The sequence below is a fragment of the Pseudomonas sp. AC070 genome, from assembly GCF_979258635.1.
The window spans coordinates 4,622,740-4,642,172 of record NZ_OZ409871.1 but is presented as its reverse complement, the minus strand read 5'-3'; the positions used below and the strand labels follow the sequence as shown (position 1 = coordinate 4,642,172).

The 19,433-nt window shown below is 61.5% G+C and carries 22 protein-coding genes; 11 read left to right on the top strand and 11 right to left on the bottom strand.

Annotation, left to right across the window (positions count from 1 at the left end; genetic code table 11):
• Positions 1-6: 6 nt before the first annotated feature.
• Genes ACZZ0Q_RS20815 through darH form a run of 3 tightly spaced genes read left to right on the top strand, consistent with a single transcriptional unit; the run spans position 7 to position 2,592 of the window.
• Positions 7-1,164 (top strand): beta-ketoacyl-ACP synthase III, encoded by a 1,158-nt coding sequence (locus ACZZ0Q_RS20815; protein WP_463540932.1) that lies wholly within the window; start codon positions 7-9, stop codon positions 1,162-1,164.
• Complete coding sequence (locus ACZZ0Q_RS20810) at positions 1,154-1,597, top strand: DarG family dialkylresorcinol biosynthesis protein (protein ID WP_463540933.1); 444 nt, start codon at positions 1,154-1,156, stop codon at positions 1,595-1,597. The genes ACZZ0Q_RS20815 and ACZZ0Q_RS20810 overlap by 11 nt, the downstream gene beginning before the upstream one ends.
• Positions 1,594-2,592 carry a BtrH-related acyltransferase DarH gene (gene darH, locus ACZZ0Q_RS20805; RefSeq protein ID WP_463560897.1) on the top strand — a complete coding sequence of 333 codons (999 nt, stop codon included), beginning with the start codon at positions 1,594-1,596 and terminating at the stop codon, positions 2,590-2,592. Before ACZZ0Q_RS20810 ends, darH begins: the two co-directional genes overlap by 4 nt.
• Positions 2,593-2,662: 70 nt before the next feature.
• On the opposite strand, the gene ACZZ0Q_RS20800 is transcribed toward darH, so the two are convergent.
• The 6 genes from ACZZ0Q_RS20800 to ACZZ0Q_RS20775 are packed head-to-tail and all read right to left on the bottom strand — an operon-like array spanning position 2,663 to position 7,054.
• Positions 2,663-3,226 carry a hypothetical protein gene (locus tag ACZZ0Q_RS20800; protein ID WP_463540935.1) on the bottom strand — a complete coding sequence of 188 codons (564 nt, stop codon included), beginning with the start codon at positions 3,224-3,226 and terminating at the stop codon, positions 2,663-2,665.
• The gene (locus ACZZ0Q_RS20795) at positions 3,223-4,341 is read right to left on the bottom strand and encodes a beta-ketoacyl synthase N-terminal-like domain-containing protein (protein WP_463540936.1); all 1,119 of its coding nucleotides are present in this window, start codon (positions 4,339-4,341) and stop codon (positions 3,223-3,225) included. The genes ACZZ0Q_RS20800 and ACZZ0Q_RS20795 overlap by 4 nt, the downstream gene beginning before the upstream one ends.
• The gene (locus ACZZ0Q_RS20790; RefSeq protein ID WP_122453878.1) at positions 4,338-4,604 is read right to left on the bottom strand and encodes an acyl carrier protein; all 267 of its coding nucleotides are present in this window, start codon (positions 4,602-4,604) and stop codon (positions 4,338-4,340) included. Before ACZZ0Q_RS20790 ends, ACZZ0Q_RS20795 begins: the two co-directional genes overlap by 4 nt.
• The gene (locus tag ACZZ0Q_RS20785) at positions 4,586-5,773 is read right to left on the bottom strand and encodes an ABC transporter permease (RefSeq protein ID WP_463540937.1); all 1,188 of its coding nucleotides are present in this window, start codon (positions 5,771-5,773) and stop codon (positions 4,586-4,588) included. Before ACZZ0Q_RS20785 ends, ACZZ0Q_RS20790 begins: the two co-directional genes overlap by 19 nt.
• Positions 5,770-6,654, bottom strand: coding sequence for an ABC transporter ATP-binding protein (locus ACZZ0Q_RS20780; RefSeq protein WP_463540938.1), 885 nt, complete (start codon positions 6,652-6,654; stop codon positions 5,770-5,772). The genes ACZZ0Q_RS20785 and ACZZ0Q_RS20780 overlap by 4 nt, the downstream gene beginning before the upstream one ends.
• The gene (locus ACZZ0Q_RS20775; protein WP_463540939.1) at positions 6,647-7,054 is read right to left on the bottom strand and encodes a beta-hydroxyacyl-ACP dehydratase; all 408 of its coding nucleotides are present in this window, start codon (positions 7,052-7,054) and stop codon (positions 6,647-6,649) included. Before ACZZ0Q_RS20775 ends, ACZZ0Q_RS20780 begins: the two co-directional genes overlap by 8 nt.
• Positions 7,055-7,162: 108 nt before the next feature.
• Here ACZZ0Q_RS20775 and ACZZ0Q_RS20770 point away from each other — a divergent pair, with 108 nt between their 5' ends.
• Positions 7,163-7,717 carry a methyltransferase family protein gene (locus ACZZ0Q_RS20770; protein WP_463540940.1) on the top strand — a complete coding sequence of 185 codons (555 nt, stop codon included), beginning with the start codon at positions 7,163-7,165 and terminating at the stop codon, positions 7,715-7,717.
• 85 nt (positions 7,718-7,802) lie between these two features.
• Here the strand turns inward: ACZZ0Q_RS20770 and rimK are convergent, their stop codons facing one another.
• Together rimK and rimB are read right to left on the bottom strand one after the other, a co-directional pair.
• Positions 7,803-8,705 (bottom strand): 30S ribosomal protein S6--L-glutamate ligase, encoded by a 903-nt coding sequence (rimK, locus tag ACZZ0Q_RS20765; protein WP_122493507.1) that lies wholly within the window; start codon positions 8,703-8,705, stop codon positions 7,803-7,805.
• Positions 8,702-9,181 (bottom strand): retropepsin-like aspartic endopeptidase RimB, encoded by a 480-nt coding sequence (rimB, locus tag ACZZ0Q_RS20760; RefSeq protein ID WP_122454126.1) that lies wholly within the window; start codon positions 9,179-9,181, stop codon positions 8,702-8,704. The genes rimK and rimB overlap by 4 nt, the downstream gene beginning before the upstream one ends.
• A 105-nt stretch (positions 9,182-9,286) precedes the next feature.
• Between rimB and ACZZ0Q_RS20755 the strand changes: the two genes are divergently transcribed.
• From ACZZ0Q_RS20755 to ACZZ0Q_RS20740, 4 genes are all read left to right on the top strand, one after another.
• The gene (locus ACZZ0Q_RS20755; RefSeq protein ID WP_463540941.1) at positions 9,287-9,688 is read left to right on the top strand and encodes an RNA-binding S4 domain-containing protein; all 402 of its coding nucleotides are present in this window, start codon (positions 9,287-9,289) and stop codon (positions 9,686-9,688) included.
• 125 nt (positions 9,689-9,813) lie between these two features.
• The gene (gene hslO / locus ACZZ0Q_RS20750) at positions 9,814-10,701 is read left to right on the top strand and encodes an Hsp33 family molecular chaperone HslO (RefSeq protein WP_122454127.1); all 888 of its coding nucleotides are present in this window, start codon (positions 9,814-9,816) and stop codon (positions 10,699-10,701) included.
• A 153-nt stretch (positions 10,702-10,854) separates the two neighbouring features.
• On the top strand, positions 10,855-12,399 hold the full coding sequence (locus ACZZ0Q_RS20745) for a phosphoenolpyruvate carboxykinase (RefSeq protein ID WP_463540942.1): 1,545 nt from the start codon (positions 10,855-10,857) through the stop codon (positions 12,397-12,399).
• Positions 12,400-12,572: 173 nt separating this feature from the next.
• Positions 12,573-12,995 carry an HPF/RaiA family ribosome-associated protein gene (locus tag ACZZ0Q_RS20740; RefSeq protein WP_463540943.1) on the top strand — a complete coding sequence of 141 codons (423 nt, stop codon included), beginning with the start codon at positions 12,573-12,575 and terminating at the stop codon, positions 12,993-12,995.
• 75 nt (positions 12,996-13,070) lie between these two features.
• On the opposite strand, the gene ACZZ0Q_RS20735 is transcribed toward ACZZ0Q_RS20740, so the two are convergent.
• The 3 genes from ACZZ0Q_RS20735 to ACZZ0Q_RS20725 all read right to left on the bottom strand — a co-directional run bounded on the left by ACZZ0Q_RS20735 (position 13,071) and on the right by ACZZ0Q_RS20725 (position 15,125).
• Positions 13,071-13,280, bottom strand: a complete 210-nt coding sequence (locus ACZZ0Q_RS20735; RefSeq protein WP_463540944.1) for a YgdI/YgdR family lipoprotein — start codon at positions 13,278-13,280, stop codon at positions 13,071-13,073.
• Positions 13,281-13,426: 146 nt separating this feature from the next.
• Entirely contained in the window at positions 13,427-13,921 is a 495-nt protein-coding gene (locus ACZZ0Q_RS20730) for a hypothetical protein (protein WP_463540945.1), read from the bottom strand.
• 292 nt (positions 13,922-14,213) lie between these two features.
• Positions 14,214-15,125 (bottom strand): LysR family transcriptional regulator, encoded by a 912-nt coding sequence (locus tag ACZZ0Q_RS20725; RefSeq protein WP_463560896.1) that lies wholly within the window; start codon positions 15,123-15,125, stop codon positions 14,214-14,216.
• Between the two features lie 129 nt (positions 15,126-15,254).
• Here ACZZ0Q_RS20725 and ACZZ0Q_RS20720 point away from each other — a divergent pair, with 129 nt between their 5' ends.
• The 3 genes from ACZZ0Q_RS20720 to ACZZ0Q_RS20710 all read left to right on the top strand — a co-directional run bounded on the left by ACZZ0Q_RS20720 (position 15,255) and on the right by ACZZ0Q_RS20710 (position 19,409).
• A complete protein-coding gene (locus ACZZ0Q_RS20720) occupies positions 15,255-16,496 on the top strand; it encodes a 3-hydroxyacyl-CoA dehydrogenase (protein WP_463540946.1) in 1,242 nt (413 codons plus the stop codon).
• On the top strand, positions 16,493-18,283 hold the full coding sequence (locus ACZZ0Q_RS20715) for an acyl-CoA dehydrogenase C-terminal domain-containing protein (protein WP_463560894.1): 1,791 nt from the start codon (positions 16,493-16,495) through the stop codon (positions 18,281-18,283). Before ACZZ0Q_RS20720 ends, ACZZ0Q_RS20715 begins: the two co-directional genes overlap by 4 nt.
• Before the next feature lie 136 nt (positions 18,284-18,419).
• Positions 18,420-19,409 (top strand): CE1 family esterase, encoded by a 990-nt coding sequence (locus ACZZ0Q_RS20710; protein ID WP_463540948.1) that lies wholly within the window; start codon positions 18,420-18,422, stop codon positions 19,407-19,409.
• Positions 19,410-19,433: the final 24 nt, after the last annotated feature.

Genomic DNA, 19,433 nt, shown 5'->3' with positions numbered 1-19,433 from the left:
CGTCCCGTGGTTCAACCCGTATTCATCAACCGCATCAGCGCCTACCTGCCCCATGACGCTGTCGACAACGACACCATGGAAGCGCGCCTGGGCATGGTCGGTCCGCGCCCCTCGCGAGCGCGCAAGCTGGTGCTGCGCAGCAACGGTATTCAGCAGCGCCACTACGTGATCGACCCCGCCACCGGCGAGCCGAGCATGACCAACGCCCAAGTCAGCGCCGCCGCCATTCGCGGTTTGGCCGGCAATGGCTTTGAGCTCGACCAGCTCGACTGCCTGGTGGCAAGCAGCTCATCGCCGGACCAAGTGATGCCCAACCATGCCGTCATGGTGCATGGCGAGCTGGGCAATCCGCCGTGCGAAGTGGTCTCTACCGCCGGCATCTGCCTGTGCGGCATGACGGCCCTGAAATACGCCTGGCTGAGCGTCGCCAGCGGTGAAAGCCGCAACGCGGTGGCCTGTGGCTCGGAAGTGGCCTCGGTATTGATGCAGGCGAAAAACTTCAACGCGGAATACGAGAGCCGCGTTGAAGAGCTGGAAAGCCACCCGGAAATCGCCTTCGAAAAAGACTTTCTGCGCTGGATGCTCTCCGATGGCGCCGGCGCCGTGCTGGTGCAGCAACAGCCCAATGCCAAAGGCTTGAGCCTGCGCATCGATTGGTTGGACATCTACTCGTTCGCCGACCAGATGCCGGCCTGCATGTACGCCGGCGCCGACATGCAAGACGGCCAACTTACAGGCTGGAGCCGCTACGACGCCGACGAGCGTGGCCGCCGCTCGGTAATGGCGATCAAGCAGAACGTCAAACTGCTCAACGACAACATCGTCAAATACACGGTGGAGCAGGCGCTGCAGCGAATCATGTCCAAGCGCGCCTTGCATGCCGACGACATCGACCTGTTCCTGCCGCACTATTCCTCGGCCTTCTTCCGTGACCGCCTGGCGGTTGGCCTGGCCAACGCCGACCTGCCGATTCCCCAAGAGCGTTGGTTCACCAATCTCACCACCAAGGGCAACACCGGCGCCGCGTCGATTTTCATCATGCTCGAAGAACTCTTTAACGGCGGCCGCCTGCACAGCGGCCAGCGCTTGCTCTGCTACGTGCCGGAAAGCGGCCGTTTCTCCAGTGCATTTATGCACCTGACGGTGGTTGGCCATGAAGCTTGATGAAGTGCCGCAAGACCACAGCTCCACCTACGGCGGGCACAGCAAGTTGGTTTATGCCGTGGATGCCGACGGCCATTACCAAGGCTTGCAGAGCGATGGCTGGGAGCCCGAAGCCTTCGCCACGCAATTGGCCGTGGAGGAGCTTGAAGGTCTGGAAGCCGAGGCCCACGCCGCCTGGCAACGCGGAGAGTTGTCGGCTCTGAAATTTCTGATGTACCGCTACCGCCTTGATGAGCCGGCGCTCGCGCAAATTACCGGGCTGTGGCAATGGCGCATTCGCCGGCACTTTCGCCCGGCTGTTTACAAAGGGCTGTCTGCCGCCGTTCTGGCCCGTTACGCCGAAGCGTTCGGTTTGCCGCTGGCCGACTTGACCCACTATCAGCAATCCAAGAGTCAGCACCCCAACAATCAGCACACCAAGGACCCGGTATGAGCAGCTTCCAACACCGCCAGAGCGCCCACTGTGAAAGCGGCGTAATGGCCAGCTTGCTCACCCATGCCGGCCTACCCATGAGCGAGCCGATGGCCTTTGGCTTGGCCTCGGGCCTGGCGTTCGCCTACCTGCCCATCGTCAAGCTCAGCGGTATGCCGCTGATTGCCTATCGGATGCCGCCCAAGTACCTGATCAAAACCTTGAGCAAACGCCTCGGCGCCAAGCTGCATACGCAAACCTTCAGCAAGCCTGAACAGGGCCGCCTGGCCCTCGACGCTGCGTTGGACGGCGGCCGCCTGGCCGGTCTGCAAAGCTCGGTGTTCTGGCTGCCGTACTTTCCGCCAGAAATGCGCTTTCACTTCAACGCCCACAACCTGCTGGCCTATGGGCGTGAAGGCAACGAGTACCTGATCAGCGACCCGGTGTTCGAAGAGCCAGTGCGCTGCGCCGCCGAAGACCTGCAAAAAGCCCGCTTCGCCAAAGGTGCACTGGCTGCCAAAGGGCTGATGTACTGGCTGGATGACGTGCCGCTGGAGCAAGACTGGAACCGCCTGATTCGCCAGAGCGTTCTGTCGACTACGCGCATTCTCGACGGCATGCCGCTGCCCTGGATTGGCGTGCGCGGCATTCAGCACCTGGCCAGCAAAGTCGAACAGCTCGACCCGGCGCAGGTGAAATACAACCGGCTGTACCTCACCCATATCGTGCGTATGCAAGAAGAAATCGGCACCGGCGGCGCGGGTTTTCGCTTTATGTACGCGAGCTTTTTGCAGGAAGCGGGGGAGAAGTTGGGCGATGCCAGCTTGCAGGAAGCCTCTGTGCAACTGACTGCCATTGGCGACAACTGGCGGCAATTTGCCTCGGCCTGTGTGCGCGCCTGCCGGAGCAAAACCGAGGCACCGAACTTCGCGCCGATTGCCGATTCGTTGCGGGCGATTGCGGTGCAGGAAAGGGGGTTGATGAAGGAGTTGGGGGCTTGGGCCAATCGTAAATAGGCGTCTGTCCTGGCCCTCTCCCCCGGCCCCTCTCCCGCCTGCGGGAGAGGGTTGGGGAGAGGGCAGCGCTTTACGGCGTTACGCCCAGGTCCAGCCGCTCCACCGCAACCCCACTCACCAGCTCATCAAACCCGCCAGCCGCCGTGCCATCCCCTTCCATCAACACCCCTTGCACACAAAACTCCCCTTGTTCGTCCACCACAATCAACAGCGCCTGGCTCACCACGCCGTCGGCCAGATCGGTGCGGGCGAGCCCAAGCAGTTGTGACCACACCCGCGGCCCGGCGCCGATAAACAGGTTGGGGCCGTCCAGCCCCAGTTGCTGCGCTACGTGAAAACCGGCGGCGTTGCTCACGCTGTTAACGAACTCGAAGGGTTTGGGTTGTTTGTGATGGGCGCACACCGCTTCCAGCAACGCGATCATGGTCGGGCGCGCCGGGTGGCGAGAGGCCAGGTACAGGCCGCAATCGCGGCGCACGTGTTGCTTGATCGCGGCGGCGGCGAGCAGGGCCTGGAAGATCAGGCGGTCGATGCGTCGCGGTGGGGTGCTTAGCCATTGGCTTAGCGCGGCTTTCAGGTCTTTGTCAGTGACGCCCGACGAGCCTCGAATTTCACTGGCTGCAATTACGTTCATTGCGGTTCTCCAGCGGCGCAGCACTGCATAACGAGGGTGGCGTTGTTGCCGCCGAAGCCAAAGAAATTGGCCAGCACAATGGCGTCTTTTGCCAAGGCAATCGGCTCGCCGCTCAGGGGCAGGCTCGCCGCGTCGGCGTAGTCCAGGCCGGGCAATGCCGCGTGTTGCAATGCGTGCATCAGCAGCAGGGTTTCGCTCACGCCGCAGGCGCCGAGGGTGTGGCCGAGCCACGGTTTGAGCACGCACAGCGCCGGCATGTTTTCGCCATACAGGCTGAGCATGCCGTTGCCTTCGGCGTGGTCGTTGGCTTGGGTGGCGGTGCCGTGCAGTTTCACCAGGGCCACCTCGCTGGCGCGGCGGTGGGCGCTGCGCAAGGCTTGCTGCATCACCCAGTCGATGTGGCTGCCATCTTCGCGGGTGGTGGTCAGGCTGGTGGTGTCGCAGGCGCTGAAGCCCCCGAGCAGGCGAGCCAGCGGGGCATCACCCGGCTGCAAGGCGAGCAGGGCGGCGGCGTAGGTTTCGCCGAGTACCAGGCCATCGCGTTGCGGATGAAACGGGCGGTAGTCGCCGCTCGGGCTGAGCAAATCGAGGGCGCCAAAACCTTGCATAGCCAGGGCGCTGGGAGTTTCGAAGGCGATAACGACTGCGCGGGAGAACTGCCCGCCTGCCAACAACCGTGCGCCGTACAGCATGCCATTGGCGGCGCTGGTGCAGGCGGTGTTGAGGGTGAAGGCGTCGGCAAAACCCCAGCGCTCACGCAGCTGCTCGGCGACGCGGTCGAGCGAGGTGGAGTTATCTGGCAGGAAGTGCCCTTGGGCGCTGGCTTGCGCTTCGAGCTCGGTGATGTCGAGGCTGGTGCTGGCGACGATCAGCAAGCAATCGTGCAGCGCGCCGTGGCCGTGGCCAAGGGTTTCGCTCAGCAGGCGATCCATGCGGGCGTCGAAATCTTCAGCAGTGCCGGCTACGTGCAGGTAGGTGCGCGGTTGCTGCAACTCATGCAGCAAAAACGCCTGGCCTTGCGGGTGCACGCCTTGGCTCAGGGCCTGGCTGGCGCCGGCCAAGTTGTCGCCGAGCGCGCAGTGCAGCGCACCGCGTTGCAGGTAAACCGGCGTCACTGTGCTTGCCTGATGTAGGCGGCAATGGTGGCGATGGTGTTGAGAATGCGCCGGCCGTCTTTGGCCCCTTCAATGCGCACGCCGTAGTGCTGTTGCAGGGCAAGCGACACTTGCAGCGCATCGAGGCTGTCCATCTGAATGCGGCTCTTGGGGCCGAACAGGGGTTCATCGTCGGCAATGCTTTGCCAGTCGATATCGTCTTCCTTGTCGCATTCACGGATCAGCAATTGCTTGAGCTGTTGTTCTAGTAGTGTGTGGTCCATTGCGTGTGCTGCACTCGCTGCTTGAACAGATACAGCCCCACCGTTCCCAGCACTGCAGCAAGCAGCAGCAGGCGAAGGCAGTAAGGCGCGATGTCGGCCAGTGAGCCGTGGCCCACCAGCAACGTGAGAAAGGCGTCCAGCGCCCAGCTCATGGGTGAAACGTTGGCCACTTGGGCCATGGCCGCCGGCATCACGCTTTTGGGCACCATGATGCCGCCGACGGCCGCTAACAAAATATTGATCCCGCCGCCCAGCAACAGCGCTTGTTCGGCACTGCGGGCCAACGCCGCCAGCAGCAGGCCGAGGCAACTGGTGGTCAGCGCAATGCTTAGCGCGAGCACGCCGTACGCCACGCCGTTGCCCGGCAAACTCAGCGGCTCCAGGCCTAGCAGCGGCAAGCCGTACACGCCCAGCGCCAACAGCGCCGCGAATTGCAGCAGGTTCAGCGCCATATACGGCAGCACTTTGCTCAGCACCAACGTGCTCAGGCTTAACCCTAGACAGCGCAAGCGCAGCAGCGTGCCGCTTTGTTGTTCGCGCTGAAAGCCTCCAGCCATCGGCAGCACGACGAAGAACATGCCGAAGATCAGCCAGGCCGGCACGCTCATCTGGGTGGCGTTGGCCTGGGCGCTGAGGTCGCCGTTGGCTAACTGCTGCTGCTCGTTGATCTGGCTTTGCGTGCGCTGTTGCACCAACGCCAGGCGTTCGGCGGCGCTCAGTTGCGGGTCGATGGCGCCGCTGTCTTGCAGGTAAGCGAGCAGGCGGGTTTGCGCGAGCGCGATGCTCACGGCGCTGTGCAAACGCTGGCGCGAGAGGCGATCGAACTGCGCCGGGAAGGTCAGGCTCGGGCCGTGATGCGGCGCGGTCAGCAGCGTGTCGGAAAAGTCGCCCGCCAGGCGCACGGTCGCAACGCCCACCGCCGCGCCGGATTCGATCTGGCTATCAGGCAATTGCGCCTGCAAGGCAGTGCGAAAGAAGGCGCTGGCCTCGCTGGCTTGCGGGGCGTCCAGGCTCAGGTGCAGCGGCGGCAGGCGGTCTTGCATATAGCTCGACATGGCGCCGGCCATCAGCAGCAGAAACAGCGCCGGCATGATGAACAGCACGGCCAGTGCGTGAGGGTCGCGAGCCAGCAACAGGGCTTCTTTGCGGATCAGCGCGAGCAGTCTCATAGCTGGCCCCCGTTCAGCCGAAGGTACAGCTGCTCCAGCGAGGGCCGACCGAAACGCATCACGGTCGGCAGCGGAACCTGGCCGCTGACGAACTGGCTGATGGCAGCAAACTGCTCGGCATTCAATGCCGCGATGCGCACGCCATGGGGCAGCATTTCAGCGCGCAGGTGCAGCGCGATCAGCAGTGCTTCGAAGCCGTCGGGAATGTGCTGCGGCCATTCGACGAGCAGGCCGTGGTCCGCGCCGAGCAGCGTGGAGGTGTCGAGGTCCAGGCGAACTTCGCCTTCGTGCAGCAGCAAAATACGCTGCGCCACGCGCTCGACTTCTTCGAGGTAGTGGCTGGTGTAAATCACCGCTTTGCCGCTGGCGGTCAGTTGCTCCACGGCGGCCAACAGCAGCTGCCGGCTCTGGGCATCGACGCCCACCGTGGCTTCGTCGAACAGATACACCTGGGCCGGTTGCAGCAAGCCGATGGCGAAATTCAGGCGCCGTTGTTCGCCGCCGGAGAGGCTGTCGGCGCGGCGGTTAAGCTTGTCCGCAAGGCCCGTGCACTCGACGCACCAGGCCAATCGCTCACGGCGCTCGCTGCCGCGTAGGCGGTACAGGTCGGCAAACAGGTTGAGGTTTTCGCCGACTTTCAGCCCCGCATAAAAAGCCAGTTGTTGCGGCACCAGCGCCAGGCTGCGCGGGCCTTCCCAAATGATCTCGCCCTGCTGCGTGGCGAGCACGTTACTGAGCAGCGAGAGCAGGGTGGTTTTGCCCGCGCCGTTGCTGCCCAGCAGGCCCAGGCATTGGCCTGCCGCCAGTTGCAGGTCGATGTCCGACAATGCCGCACGGCTGGCGCCGGGGTAGCTATAACTGAGGGAGCGCAGTTCAAGCACGAACGAGCACCAGCAGCAGCTTGCCGTCCAGAAGCAGGTGGTTGTCGGCGTGAATGCTAAAGCCGTAAAGGGCGCCCGCCGGGCTGAGCGCTTCTTGAGTGGCTTCGACCAACAGCTGGCCGTCGCGAGCGCCGGGTTCATGGTGCAGCTGGAGGTGTGAGAGCTTGCCGACCAAGGCCATTTCGATGGCGCTGTCGTCGCCGTATAAGGCACCATGCGCGCCGCACAATTGGGCGGCGGCTTCGAATAACAAGCACGGTGAAGCATCGGCACCGAACGCGGCCAGGTACTTCCATGCGCTCAAACCCTGGATGCGCTGAGCGTCATGGGCGAGCAGGCAATCCAGCCAGAGGGCGTTGCCCTGGTGGGGCAGCAGCGTGTGCAGTGCGGTGCGATCCATTGCCTGCCGGAGTCGAAATTTGGTGGGCCGGCAGTGTAACAGAGGGCCTGCAAGCGGCGCAGCGCCTGCGATCAGCGTGGCGCCGGGGCACGATAAAAGGAGAGGGATATGTGGCAACAATGGCTGGCGTTCGCCCTGGGGTCGGGCGTGCTGGTGGGAATTTCCTGGCGCTCTATGCGCCATCCGCAGTCACACGGGTTTTACCGTTTCTGGGCCTGGGAGCTGATGCTGGCGCTGCTGGTGCTGAATGCGCCGGTGTGGTTTGTCGACCGCTTCTCGTGGAATCAGGACGTGTCGTGGGTGCTGCTGTTCTTATCGCTGTGGGCGCTTGGGCTCGGCGTATATCAGCTGCGCCGCGATGGCCGCCCGAGTACGGAAAAACGCACCGATGAAGAGCTGTTCACCTTCGAACGCACCTCGCAGTTGGTCACCGGCGGCATTTACGCGCTGATCCGCCATCCGCTTTTTTGCTCGCTGCTGCTACTGGCGTGGGGCATCTGCTTTAAACAGGTGACGGTGCTCACCGTGCTGCTGGCGCTGGGCGCCAGTGTGTTTTTGTACCTGGCGGCCCGGCGCGATGAGGCCGAATGCACCGCGTTTTTTGGTGAGGCGTACCGCGAGTACATGCAGCGCACGAAGATGTTTGTGCCGTATGTGTTTTGAGGGATTGGCGGTTCTGTAGGAACGGCGATGCTTGTACTTCAAGAGCATCGCGGCTAAAGCCGCTCCCACAGAAGGTTATGTCGCGTTAGCCCTTGCCTTTAGTGCGCACCATGTTCGGCCCGCCATTTTCGAGGTGTTGAATGATGATGCTGCCGACGTCTTTGCCGGTGGTCACTTCAATGCCTTCGAGCCCGGGTGAGGAGTTCACTTCCATCACCAGCGGGCCATGGTTGGAACGCAAAATATCTACACCCGCCACTGACAACCCCATCACCTTGGCCGCGCGGATGGCGGTCATGCGTTCTTCCGGGGTTATTTTGATCAGGCTGGCCGTGCCGCCTCGGTGCAGGTTGGAGCGGAATTCGCCGGGCTTGGCCTGGCGCTTCATGGAGGCGATAACCTTGTCGCCAACCACAAAGCAGCGAATATCGGCGCCGCCGGCTTCCTTTATATATTCCTGCACCATGATGTTCTGCTTCAGCCCCATAAAGGCCTCGATCACCGACTCCGCCGCCTTCTCGGTTTCACACAGCACCACGCCGATGCCTTGCGTGCCTTCGAGCACTTTGATCACCAGCGGCGCACCGTTGACCATGCGGATCAGGTCGGGAATGTCATCGGGGGAGTGGGCAAAACCGGTCACTGGCAGGCCGATGCCTCGGCGTGAAAGCAATTGCAGCGAGCGCAATTTGTCGCGCGAGCGGGCGATGGCCACCGACTCGTTAAGCGGGAACACGCCCATCATTTCAAACTGGCGCAGCACCGCGCAGCCATAAAAGGTGACCGAGGCGCCGATGCGCGGGATCACCGCGTCGAAGCCTTCCAGCGGTTTGCCGCGGTAGTGAATCTGCGGCTTGTGGCTGGCGATGTTCATATAGGCGCGCAGGGTGTCGATGACCACCATTTCATGACCGCGCGCCTCTCCGGCTTCAACCAGGCGTCGGGTGGAATACAGACGCGGGTTACGCGACAGCACAGCGATCTTCATGCAGCACCTGTGGAAGTAGAGGAGGCCGGGAACGCCGGTTTGTCTTGGATGTAACTAAGGCCCGGATTGACCACCAGTTGGCCGTCAATCAAGGCTTTGGAACCGAGTAGCAAGCGATAGCGCATGGCCTTGCGACAGGCCAGGGTGAATTCCACCTGCCACACCCGATCGCCCAGTGCCAGGCTGGTGCGGATCACGTAGCGGCTTTGGGTCTGACCGTTGGAGCTCTTAATGGTTTTAACTGCTACAAGCGGCGCTTCGCAGCGTCGATGACGCAGCTGCACCAAGGTTCCCAGGTGCGCGGTAAACCGAACCCAGGGCTGGCCATCGCGTTCAAATGGCAGAATGTCGGTGGCGTGCAGGCTGGAGGTGCTGGCGCCGGTGTCGACCTTGGCGCGCAAGCCGGCAACGCCGAGGTCGGGCAAGGCAATCCATTCCCGCAGACCGATTACCGTGAGTTGGTCGAACGTCTTCAAAGGCGGCATTCCCCAAGAGGTGATCGGATTCTAGCCGGGCAGTATGACAACCGCATCTGCCGATGCGGGTTACCGTAAGAGCGTCACGAAACCATAAGGCGATTCATGAAAGACAGCGACGACGACAACAAATTACGCCTGGACAAATGGCTGTGGGCCGCGCGCTTTTTCAAAACCCGCGCGCAAGCCAAAGAAGCGATTGAGGGCGGCAAGGTGCATTGCCGGGGCGAGCGCTGCAAGCCCGGCAAGGAACCGAAAGTGGGTGACGAAATTCAGATCCGCATCGGCTTCGACGAACGCACGGTGGTGGTGCAGGCATTGTCTGCCGTGCGCCGTGGTGCACCCGAAGCGCAGCTCTTATATAGCGAAACGCCTGAGAGCGTCGCCCGTCGCGAAGAAGCCGCCGCGCAGCGCAAAGCGGGCAACATCGGCGTGGAAACCGATGGCCGGCCGAGCAAGAAACAGCGCCGTCAGCTATTCCAGTTCCGGGGTGATCGCGGCCTGTAGCCCACCGCCAATCGGCGCCTGCCAGTCATAGACGCGACCCGCACCCCTGATAGAGAAGACGCGCTTGGTCGCCGTTGGGCTTTGCGCATAAAATCGCCGGCCCTGGCAAAGGTTGCGAATCCGCTATGTCTGATTTTTCCCAACGCTTTATGTTCGACGACAGCGATGTGCGCGGCGAACTGGTGTCCCTCGGTGAGAGCTACGCCCACGTGCTAGCCAAACATCCCTACCCGGAACCGGTCGCGCAATTGCTCGGCGAGCTGCTGGCCGCGGCCGCACTGCTGGTCGGCACCATGAAGTTCGACGGCCTGCTGGTATTGCAGGCGCGCAGCTCCGGCGCCGTGCCGTTGCTGATGGTGGAATGTTCGAGCAACCGCGAGCTGCGCGGCATCGCCCGGTACCACGAAGAGCAGATCACAGCAGACGCCGGCCTGCGTGAGCTAATGCCCGAAGGCGTGCTCACCCTGATCGTCGATCCCAGCAAAGGGCAGCGTTATCAAGGGATTGTTGGTCTCGACGGAATCAATTTGTCGGAATGCCTGTCTGACTACTTCGCGACATCTGAGCAACTGCCGACACGCTTCTGGCTCAACGCTGATGGACGTCGTGCCCGGGGCCTGCTTTTGCAGCAACTGCCGGCCGAACGCCTCACCGATCCGGAAGACCGCGCCGCCAGTTGGCAGCACGTCACCGTGCTGGCCGATACCTTGAGTGCCGAGGAGCAGCTGGGGTTGGACAACCCAACCTTGCTGCACCGTCTCTACCACGAGGAAACCCTGCGCCTGTTCGACCCGCAACCGCTGCAATTCAAATGCAGCTGCTCGCGGGACCGTTCAGCCAACGCATTGGTCAGCCTGGGCGAGGCGGATGCTGAAGCATTGCTGGTGGAAAGTGGCGGCAGCATCGTCATCGACTGCCAGTTCTGCAATGAGCGTTACGCGTTCGATGCGGCAGATGTGGCGCAACTGTTCGCCGGTGGCGGGGTGAAATCCCCCTCCGATACTCGGCACTGATAATGCAGGGCGTTTAACGCCCAGTGAAATGATAGAGGCTGCACCTCAATTGTGCTTTCTGGCATAATCCGGCCACTTTTTTAGATGTAGTAGTTTTTTGATCGTTACTACAAAACGTTTGGAGGCTCGGCTTCAGGCCGACGGGGACCCCATATGACGCAAGCCAATAACGCCGTTTATACCGACATTTCCGCCGCACAACTGGTCGAAGAAGCCATCCGTCGTGGCGAAGGCGAACTTGCCGCCAACGGCTCGCTGGTTGTTCGTACTGGCCACCGCACTGGCCGCTCGCCGGTCGACCGTTTCATCGTTGACGAACCCAGCACTTCTTCGGCTATTGCCTGGGGCCCGATCAACCGCAAGTTCCCGGCTGACAAGTTCGACGCCCTGTGGGAGCGCGTTGAAGCGTTCGCCGGCGCGACCGACCGTTTTGTCTCGCACGTGCATGTAGGCGCTGATCCAGCCCACTACCTGCCCGTGAAAATGACCACCACCACCGCTTGGCACAACCTGTTCGGCCGCTGCCTGTTCATTGAACCGGCTGCCTACAACCCGAGCAGCAAAACCGAGTGGCAAGTGCTCAACGTTCCAGGCTTCGAATGCGTGCCTGAGCGTGACGGCACCAACTCCGACGGTTGCGTGATCCTCAATTTCGCCGCTAAGAAAGTGCTGATCGCTGGCATGCGCTACGCCGGCGAAATGAAGAAAGCAATGTTCTCCGTGCAGAACTTCCTGCTGCCGGCCGTTGACGTGCTGCCAATGCACTGCGCCGCCAACATCGGCGAAGAAGGCGACGTGACCTTGTTCTTCGGTCTGTCGGGCACCGGTAAAACCACTCTGTCGGCTGATGAAAGCCGTTACCTGATCGGTGACGACGAACACGGCTGGGGCGTTGGCAGCGTGTTCAACATCGAAGGCGGCTGCTACGCCAAGTGCATCGACCTGTCGCAGAAGAACGAGCCGGTAATCTGGAAAGCTATTCAGTTCGGCGCCGTACTGGAAAACGTTGTTCTCGACCCGGTTACCCGTCTGCCGAACTACGCTGACGACAGCCTGACTCAAAACAGCCGTGCTGCTTACCCGATCGAACTGGTCGACAAGCGCTCCGAGAAGAACCTCGGCGGCGAGCCGAACGCTGTGATCTTCTTGACCTGCGACCTGACTGGCGTGCTGCCACCGGTGTCGATCCTCAACGAAGAACAAGCGGCGTATCACTTCCTGTCGGGCTACACCGCACTGGTCGGTTCCACTGAAATGGGCTCGGGCGGCGGCATCAAGTCGACCTTCTCCACCTGCTTCGGCGCACCGTTCTTCCCGCGTCCGGCTGGCGAATACGCTGAGCTGCTGATCAAACGTATCCGTGGCTTCGGCTCCAAGGTTTACCTGGTTAACACCGGCTGGACTGGCGGCGGCTACGGTGTGGGTAACCGCTTCAACATCCCCACCACCCGTGGCGTGATTGCAGCGATTCAAAGCGGCGCGTTGATTGGCACCGAAACCGAACATCTGCCGATCATCAACCTCAACGTGCCGAAATCGGTACCAGGCGTTGAAACCAAGCTGCTGAACCCACGCAACACCTGGACCAATGGCAACGCTTACGACGAAGCGGCCAAAGGTCTGGCGCAGCAGTTCATCGAGAACTTCAAGAAGTTTGACGTTTCCGACGCCATCAAAAACGCCGGTCCTCAGCTGTAAGAGCCCGGTGTTTTAAAAAGCCGCCTTCGGGCGGTTTTTTTATGGGCGCGGCAACCCTTGTAAGAGCACGCCCTCCATCAGAAACATCCCGCGCGACTTACATCAGTGCTTTGCCTGAACCTTGCCTGTATATCTGGCCTCCAACACCTACAACCGTCGTAAACGAGGTAGCTATGCAAGTTCAAGTCAACAGTAACGATATGCAAGGCAGTGCCCGTCTCCAGGAATGGGTGGGTGCAGCGGTAACGGATCGGCTGGAACGGTACGATGACTTTCTCACTCGGTTGGAAATTCACCTCAGCGATGAAAACGGCGCCAAGTCCGGTTCCGAAGACAAACGCTGCCAAATTGAGGCTCGCCCCAAAGGCCATCAGCCGATCTCGGTAACCCACAAAGCTGAATCGCTGGACCTGGCCGTTGAAGGCGCCGCCGAAAAAATGCGCCACGCGCTCGAACACCTGATGGGCCGCCTGGACGCGAAAACCGTGTCGACGGGCCACATGCCCACCGAGCTCAACGAAGACACCGGCGAAGATCCCGACGCGCTGTTGCAGGAAGAATTCCTCGCCAAGCAAGACGCCCTTGGCAAAGATTGATCATCACCGGCCGTAGTAAGCCGGCCAAAAAAAAACCGCCTCAAGGGGCGGTTTTTTTTGCTCAACGAATCGGCATTAACGCTCGATCAGTTGGCGCACTTGGGTCTGCGGAATCTGTTGCGAATTGCCTTCGGCATCTTCGTATTCCAGCAGGCCGGTTTCTTCATCCAGCTCCGGCTTGCCCTGAGCATTGATCATCTGGCCGTCGGTGGTGTTGATGATGTAATCGCTGGAGCAGCCCACGAGGGTCAGCAGGCAGCAGGCGGCAAAGATCCACTTTTTCATGGTTAGTACTCCTTTAGGTAGGTCTACAACCATTGACCGGGCGCTGCGCTAAAGGGTCCATGTTTTTCTGCGCGCATTCATCAACGCTAAAACCTCTCCACAAAAAAAGCGGCCTCCTGTAGGAGAGGCTTTAGCCTCGATGGGGTTTAAGCCACCAATCCACGATTAAGCAGATCCGGCCCATTCTGCGTTTCCTGATAAACCGAAATCGCCTGGGTCGCCACTCGCGTCGTGACCTGATTGGGGTCAAGCCCGAAGGATTGTGGATTGTTGTCCACCTCCAACTGCTGACGTGCCAGGTTTTCGGGCGAGAAAGGGTTATTAATGTCGTCCTGCAGGGCGTCAAACGCTGCCTGACGTGCCTGCGCTAGCTGGTCCTGCAACTCTTCAATCTGCTGCTGACGCGCATCTCGCAGTTCAGCCTGACGCTGTTGTTGCAGCTCCCGCTGCTCCTGCGCACGCAGGTCACGCTGCTCTTGCAGTTCTTGCTGACGGGCCAGTGCGGCTTCGTTGTTCGCTGCCAACCGTTCCGCCAATGAGGTGGCTGTCGCCCCGTCGGTTGCGCTGGTCTGGAACGGACTTCGCACTAACGGGGTGCTGGTGTAGTAGGCGTTGTTCACGCTGTCGATGGCTAAGGGCATGACGTTCTCCCTGGTTTCATGGCCTGGGAATATCAGTGTAAGTGCGGCTGGCGTGTGCCTTTAGGCGGATGTGGCATATGGCGCCAAAGCAGATGTTCTAGAACTTTTTCGCCGTATCGCTGACCGGGTTTTATGGCGCTGGCATGCCGTTACGCTTGATCGCCCATCCTCTGCGGCCTGTAGCCGAACAGCAGAAAAAGGGCTGGAGGGGTGTCCGAGTCGACCTGACGATTTCCCCAAACGCATTGCTGGCGTGAGAACCCGACGAACGTCACCGGTGCGCCGCCTCGATTCATCGCGCTGGCCCACCAATTTGCATGATTTGCTCCACCAACCACTGCAACGCCGGGTCGCGCAGACGCTGCCCGAGATGAACGATTTCCAGGTGAAACGGCCCCAGCGGCATCGGTAAATCCCACAGCATTAACGGCAGCAGCTCGGCGAAATGTCGCGCCAGTTGGCTGGGCAGCACCGCCGCCAGTTCGCTCGTTGCCACGATATGCGCCGCTTGCAAGTAGTTGGGCGTGGTGTAGGTGATGGTGCGGCTCAGGCCCTGTTCGCCCAGCCACTGGTCGACCATGCCGCGCGTTTGCCCGCCGTGTACCCAGAGGTGGCGCAGCGTCAGGAAGCGCTCTAGATCAAGCGGTGCGTCATCGACAAAAAGCGGGTGCCCGGTACGCACGGCCAGTTGCAGCGTTTCGCTCATCCAATGGCGGCGAGCGAAGCGCGGGGGAATCTCTTCGAAGCGGCCGAGCACCAAGTCCAGCTCGCCTTTGTCGAGCGCCTCGCTGGGCAAGGTCGGGCTCAGGTGATGGATTTCGATACGAATGCCCGGCGCCAGCCGACTAAGCTGCTCGATCAGACGCGGCATGCAAATCAGCTCGACGTAGTCGGTGACCGCAATATTGAACCGCTGTTTGCTGCGCGCCGGGTCAAAGATTTCGCCGGCGCTTAGGCTCTGTTCAATTTGCTGCAACGCCGCCCGAATCGGCCCCGCCAGCGCCTGCGCCCGGGGCGTTGGCTGCATGGCGCGACCCACGCGCACCAGCAGCGGATCGTCGAGCAGGACGCGCAGGCGATTGAGCGCATTACTCACCGCCGGTTGGCTCAGGGACAAGCGTTCCGCCGCGCGGGAGACATTGCATTCACGCAGCAACGCATCCAGCACGCGCAGCAAGTTGAGGTCGAAAGTGGAGATATTCATTGGGTGAATGCCAAATATCACAAGACTAAATTTCAAAAATAGTAGCGCTTTCCTTATGGTGTTGGGCGTTTTGTATTTGCGTGAGCGGCGCCCGCTACCTGCCCGCACCTGAACAATAAGGAGTCCAAAATGACCCAGAGCACCTTCGATATTCAGCGCGCCGCCGTGATCGGCGCGGGCACCATGGGCCGTGGCATTGTTATGAGCCTGGCCAACGCCGGCATTCGCGTGCTGTGGCTGGACAACAATGCGCAGATGCTCGAACAAGCCATGGGTGTGGTTGCCGACACCAACGCGCACAACGTCAAACTCGGTCGCATCACCGCTGAACAATCCGCCGCTCGCTTGGCCTGCGTGACGCCCGTGGGCGACTACGCCGCGCTGGCCGAAGCCGATCTGGTGATTGAAGCGGTTTACGAAAACCTCGAACTCAAGCAGCAGATTTTCCGCACCCTGGACGAAACCGTTAAGCAGGGCGCGATTCTGGCGAGCAACACCTCGGCGCTCGACATCGACGCCATCGCCGCCGTCACCCAGCGTCCCGACCACGTGCTGGGCCTGCACTTCTTCAGCCCCGCGCACATCATGAAATTGCTGGAAATCGTGCGTGGCGAGAAAACCGCCAAGGCCGTGCTCGATGCCGCCGTCGACCTCGGCAAACGCATCGGCAAAGTCAGCGTGGTGGCCGGCAACTGCGACGGCTTTATCGGCAACCGCATGCTCGCCACCTACGTGCGTGAAGCGCGCATGTTGCTGCTTGAAGGCGCGTACCCGCATCAGGTGGACGCCGCACTGCAAGGCTTCGGTTTCGCCATGGGCCCGTTCCGCATGTACGACGTGGTCGGCATCGACCTGGAATGGCGCGCCCGTGGCTTGGCCGGCAAGGGCCAGGATGATCCGGCCGTGCAAGTGGACAACCACCTGTGCGAATTGGGCCGCTTCGGCCAGAAGTCGCGCATGGGCTACTACCGCTACGCCGAAGGCAGCCGCCAAGCCGAACACGACCCGGAAGTGGACGCGCTGGTGCTGCAGGTTTCCGAAGGACTGGGCTTTAAACGCCGCTCCATCGGCCAGGAAGAAATCCTCGAGCGCTGCCTGCTGGCGCTGGTGAACGAAGGCGCGAAAATTCTTGAAGAAAACATTGCCGCCAACAGCCATGACGTCGACTTGGTCTACCTCAACGGCTACGGCTTCCCGCAAGACAAAGGCGGCCCCATGACCTGGGCCGACAGCCAGGGCGTGGACGACATTCTTGCGCGCCTGCACGCCCTGCAAAGCCACTTCGGCAACCACTGGCAGCCAGCCGCCCTGATTGAAAAACTGGCCACCAGCGGCAAACGTTTCTCCGATGTTAAAGAGGGTTCGCTATGAGCTACCAAGCCCCCCTGCGCGACATGCGCTTTGTACTGCATGAAATGTTCGACGTCGGCGCCCACTGCGAACTGCTCGACAACGGCCTGGACCGCGAACTGGTCGATGGCGTGCTGGAAGAAGCCGCGCGCTACACCGGCGAAGTGATCGCGCCGCTCAACCGCAGCAGCGATGAAGAAGGCGTCACCCTGATTAACGGCGCGGTCACCACGCCCACCGGTTTCCGTGATGCCTACCAGCAATACGTCGACAACGGCTGGGCCAGCATGACCGGCCCCACCCAATACGGCGGCCAAGGCTTCCCGCAAATGGTGGCGGCCAGCTTCCACGAAATGCTGATGGCCGCGAGCCTGTCGTTTCGCGTGTACTCGGGCCTTACCGAAGGCGCGGTGCTGGCGCTGTACAAACACGGCAGCGAAGAACTGAAAAGCGCGTACCTGGGCAAGATGGTCAACGGCAGCTGGACCGGCACCATGTGCCTCACCGAACCGCAAGCCGGCACCGACCTCGCCTTGCTGCGCACCAAAGCCGAGCCGCAGGCCGATGGCAGCTACGCGATCACCGGCAGCAAGATTTTTATCAGCGGTGGCGAGCAGGACATGTCGGAAAACATTGTCCATCTGGTGCTCGCCCGTCTGCCCGATGCACCGGCAGGCGTGAAAGGCATCAGCCTGTTCCTGGTGCCCAAGTACATCGCCAAATCCAACGGCGCGCCGGGTGAGAAAAACACCCTGAGCTGCGGCGCCATCGAACACAAGATGGGCATCAAAGGCGCTGCCACCTGCGTGATGAACTTCGACGGCGCCAAAGGCTGGCTGGTGGGCTCGGCCAACCAAGGCCTGGCGTGCATGTTCACCATGATGAACGACGCCCGTTTCCAGGTCGGCCTGCAAGGCCTCGGCGTGGCTGAACGCTCCTATCAGGGCGCCCTGGCGTATGCCCGTGAACGCCTGCAATCGCGCGCCCTTACCGGCGCGGCGGCACCGGACAAAGCCGCCGACCCGATCATCGTGCACCCCGACGTGCGCCGCATGTTGCTGACGCAGAAAACCCTGGTGGAAGGCAGCCGCATGCTCGCCGCCTACACCGCGCGCCAGCTCGACCTTGAGCACGGCCATCCTGATCCGGCCGAACGCAAAGTGGCGAGCAAACGCGTGGCGCTGCTGATTCCTATCGTTAAATCGTTCTTCACCGACATGGGCCAGGAAGTGGCCAGCCTCGGCGTGCAGATTTACGGCGGCCACGGCTATATCCGCGAATGGGGCATGGAACAGCTGATGCGCGACAGCCGCATCACGCAGATCTACGAAGGCACCAACGGCATTCAGGCGCTGGACTTTATTCGCCGCAAACTGATGGGCGACGGCGGTGCGGAACTGAACGCCCTGCAAGACGAATTCGCTGCCCTGTGTGATGCGCAAGCCAGCCGCAGCCAACTCGCTGACCTGGTGCAACCGCTGCAAGAGCGTCTGCACGAATGGCGCGACCTGACCGCACAAGTGCTCGCCGCCAGCAACCGCGACCCGCAAGAAATCGGCGCCTGCTCGGTCGATTTCCTGCAATACAGCTCATATTTGCTGCTGGCCGGCCTGTGGCTACAAGCCGCCGCCCGCGCCCAAGATGCATTGGACGCTGGTGCCGGCGAGGCCGAGTTCTACCAAGCCAAACTGCACAGCGCCCGCTTCTACATGCGTCGCGTATTGCCGCGCGTGAGCAGCCACCGCGAAATGGTACTGGGCGGCGCGGATTGCCTGATGGCGTTGCCGGAGGCGCATTTCGCGTTCTAAGCGTACGGCTCTGGATTCTGAATTTCCCGCTTCGCGGGGACGACGGTGAATTAACCAACACCACCGTCATTCCCGCGAAAGCGGGAATCCAGAATCTTCAGTCGATCATCCATAACAATAAAAAAGAGGGTGCCGATTGAAAAAGCGCTTCCGTCTACTAATCGTGCTGCTAGGCCTGCTGGCCTGCCTATACGCCTACTTCGCCTACGCCCCGCGGCCCAACCCGCCGTCCCTCAGCGCCACTTTGCAACACGACCACATCCAGGTCGGTACGCTGGACCGACAGTTCAGCTACTACGTCCCCAAAAACCTCAAAGCCAACGCACCGTTGCTGTTCGTACTGCACGGCTCGCTGCAAACCAGCGACGACATCCGCGTGTACACCGGCTACGAATTTGAACGCCTGGCCGATGCCCACGGTTTCGTGGTGGTTTATCCGCAAGGATTCGAGAAAAACTGGAACGACTGCCGCCTAGTCGCCGACTACGCCGCGCGCCAGCAAAACATCGACGACAAAGGCTTTATCGCCGCCCTGATTCAACGCTTCGCCCAGCAACACCAAATCGACCGCTCACGGGCCTTTCTCACTGGCTACTCCAGCGGCGGGCACCTGGGTTTCCGCTTTGCCCTGGAGCAGCCGAATCTGCTCGCGGGCGTGGCGGCAGTGGCGGCGAACTTGCCGACGGGCGATAACCTGGCGTGCGAAACCAGCGGGCAGCCGGCATCGGTGCTGGTGATCAACGGCACAGACGACCCGATCAACCCGTTCAACGGCGGCCAGGTCACGCTGTTTGGGCTGGGCAACCGAGGCACGGTGCGGTCGGCGGGCGACACCGCCGCCTACTTCGCCGGCTTGAACGGTTACCCTGCGAAGGCCACGCAAGAACAACACCCGAGCGACGCTGTGCGTTTGCAGCAATGGCAAGCGGCGGGTAAACACGAAGTGGCGCTTTACGCGCTGGCTGGCGGCGGTCATCTGGTGCCGCAATCCATGTACCGCGCCCCCCGTTTGCTCGGCTGCAACACCGAGGGCTTCAATGCCCCCGAGGCCATCTGGAATTTCTTCGCCCGCCAGCCCTCCGTGCAGCCTGGCGGCGCCACAACGACAACGTCCGCTCAACCGTGAGCGCGCCATTAACCTGAGGAGAAC

Bases quoted from the DNA above. Each gene is read 5' to 3' on its own strand.
- ACZZ0Q_RS20810 (WP_463540933.1), top strand. From the start codon at position 1,154: ATGAAGCTTGATGAAGTGCCGCAAGACCACAGCTCCACCTACGGCGGG.
- darH (WP_463560897.1), top strand. From the start codon at position 1,594: ATGAGCAGCTTCCAACACCGCCAGAGCGCCCACTGTGAAAGCGGCGTA.
- ACZZ0Q_RS20800 (WP_463540935.1), bottom strand. From the start codon at position 3,226: ATGAACGTAATTGCAGCCAGTGAAATTCGAGGCTCGTCGGGCGTCACT.
- ACZZ0Q_RS20790 (WP_122453878.1), bottom strand. From the start codon at position 4,604: ATGGACCACACACTACTAGAACAACAGCTCAAGCAATTGCTGATCCGT.
- ACZZ0Q_RS20785 (WP_463540937.1), bottom strand. From the start codon at position 5,773: ATGAGACTGCTCGCGCTGATCCGCAAAGAAGCCCTGTTGCTGGCTCGC.
- ACZZ0Q_RS20775 (WP_463540939.1), bottom strand. From the start codon at position 7,054: ATGGATCGCACCGCACTGCACACGCTGCTGCCCCACCAGGGCAACGCC.
- ACZZ0Q_RS20770 (WP_463540940.1), top strand. From the start codon at position 7,163: ATGTGGCAACAATGGCTGGCGTTCGCCCTGGGGTCGGGCGTGCTGGTG.
- rimK (WP_122493507.1), bottom strand. From the start codon at position 8,705: ATGAAGATCGCTGTGCTGTCGCGTAACCCGCGTCTGTATTCCACCCGA.
- ACZZ0Q_RS20755 (WP_463540941.1), top strand. From the start codon at position 9,287: ATGAAAGACAGCGACGACGACAACAAATTACGCCTGGACAAATGGCTG.
- hslO (WP_122454127.1), top strand. From the start codon at position 9,814: ATGTCTGATTTTTCCCAACGCTTTATGTTCGACGACAGCGATGTGCGC.
- ACZZ0Q_RS20745 (WP_463540942.1), top strand. From the start codon at position 10,855: ATGACGCAAGCCAATAACGCCGTTTATACCGACATTTCCGCCGCACAA.
- ACZZ0Q_RS20740 (WP_463540943.1), top strand. From the start codon at position 12,573: ATGCAAGTTCAAGTCAACAGTAACGATATGCAAGGCAGTGCCCGTCTC.
- ACZZ0Q_RS20735 (WP_463540944.1), bottom strand. From the start codon at position 13,280: ATGAAAAAGTGGATCTTTGCCGCCTGCTGCCTGCTGACCCTCGTGGGC.
- ACZZ0Q_RS20730 (WP_463540945.1), bottom strand. From the start codon at position 13,921: ATGCCCTTAGCCATCGACAGCGTGAACAACGCCTACTACACCAGCACC.
- ACZZ0Q_RS20725 (WP_463560896.1), bottom strand. From the start codon at position 15,125: ATGAATATCTCCACTTTCGACCTCAACTTGCTGCGCGTGCTGGATGCG.
- ACZZ0Q_RS20720 (WP_463540946.1), top strand. From the start codon at position 15,255: ATGACCCAGAGCACCTTCGATATTCAGCGCGCCGCCGTGATCGGCGCG.
- ACZZ0Q_RS20715 (WP_463560894.1), top strand. From the start codon at position 16,493: ATGAGCTACCAAGCCCCCCTGCGCGACATGCGCTTTGTACTGCATGAA.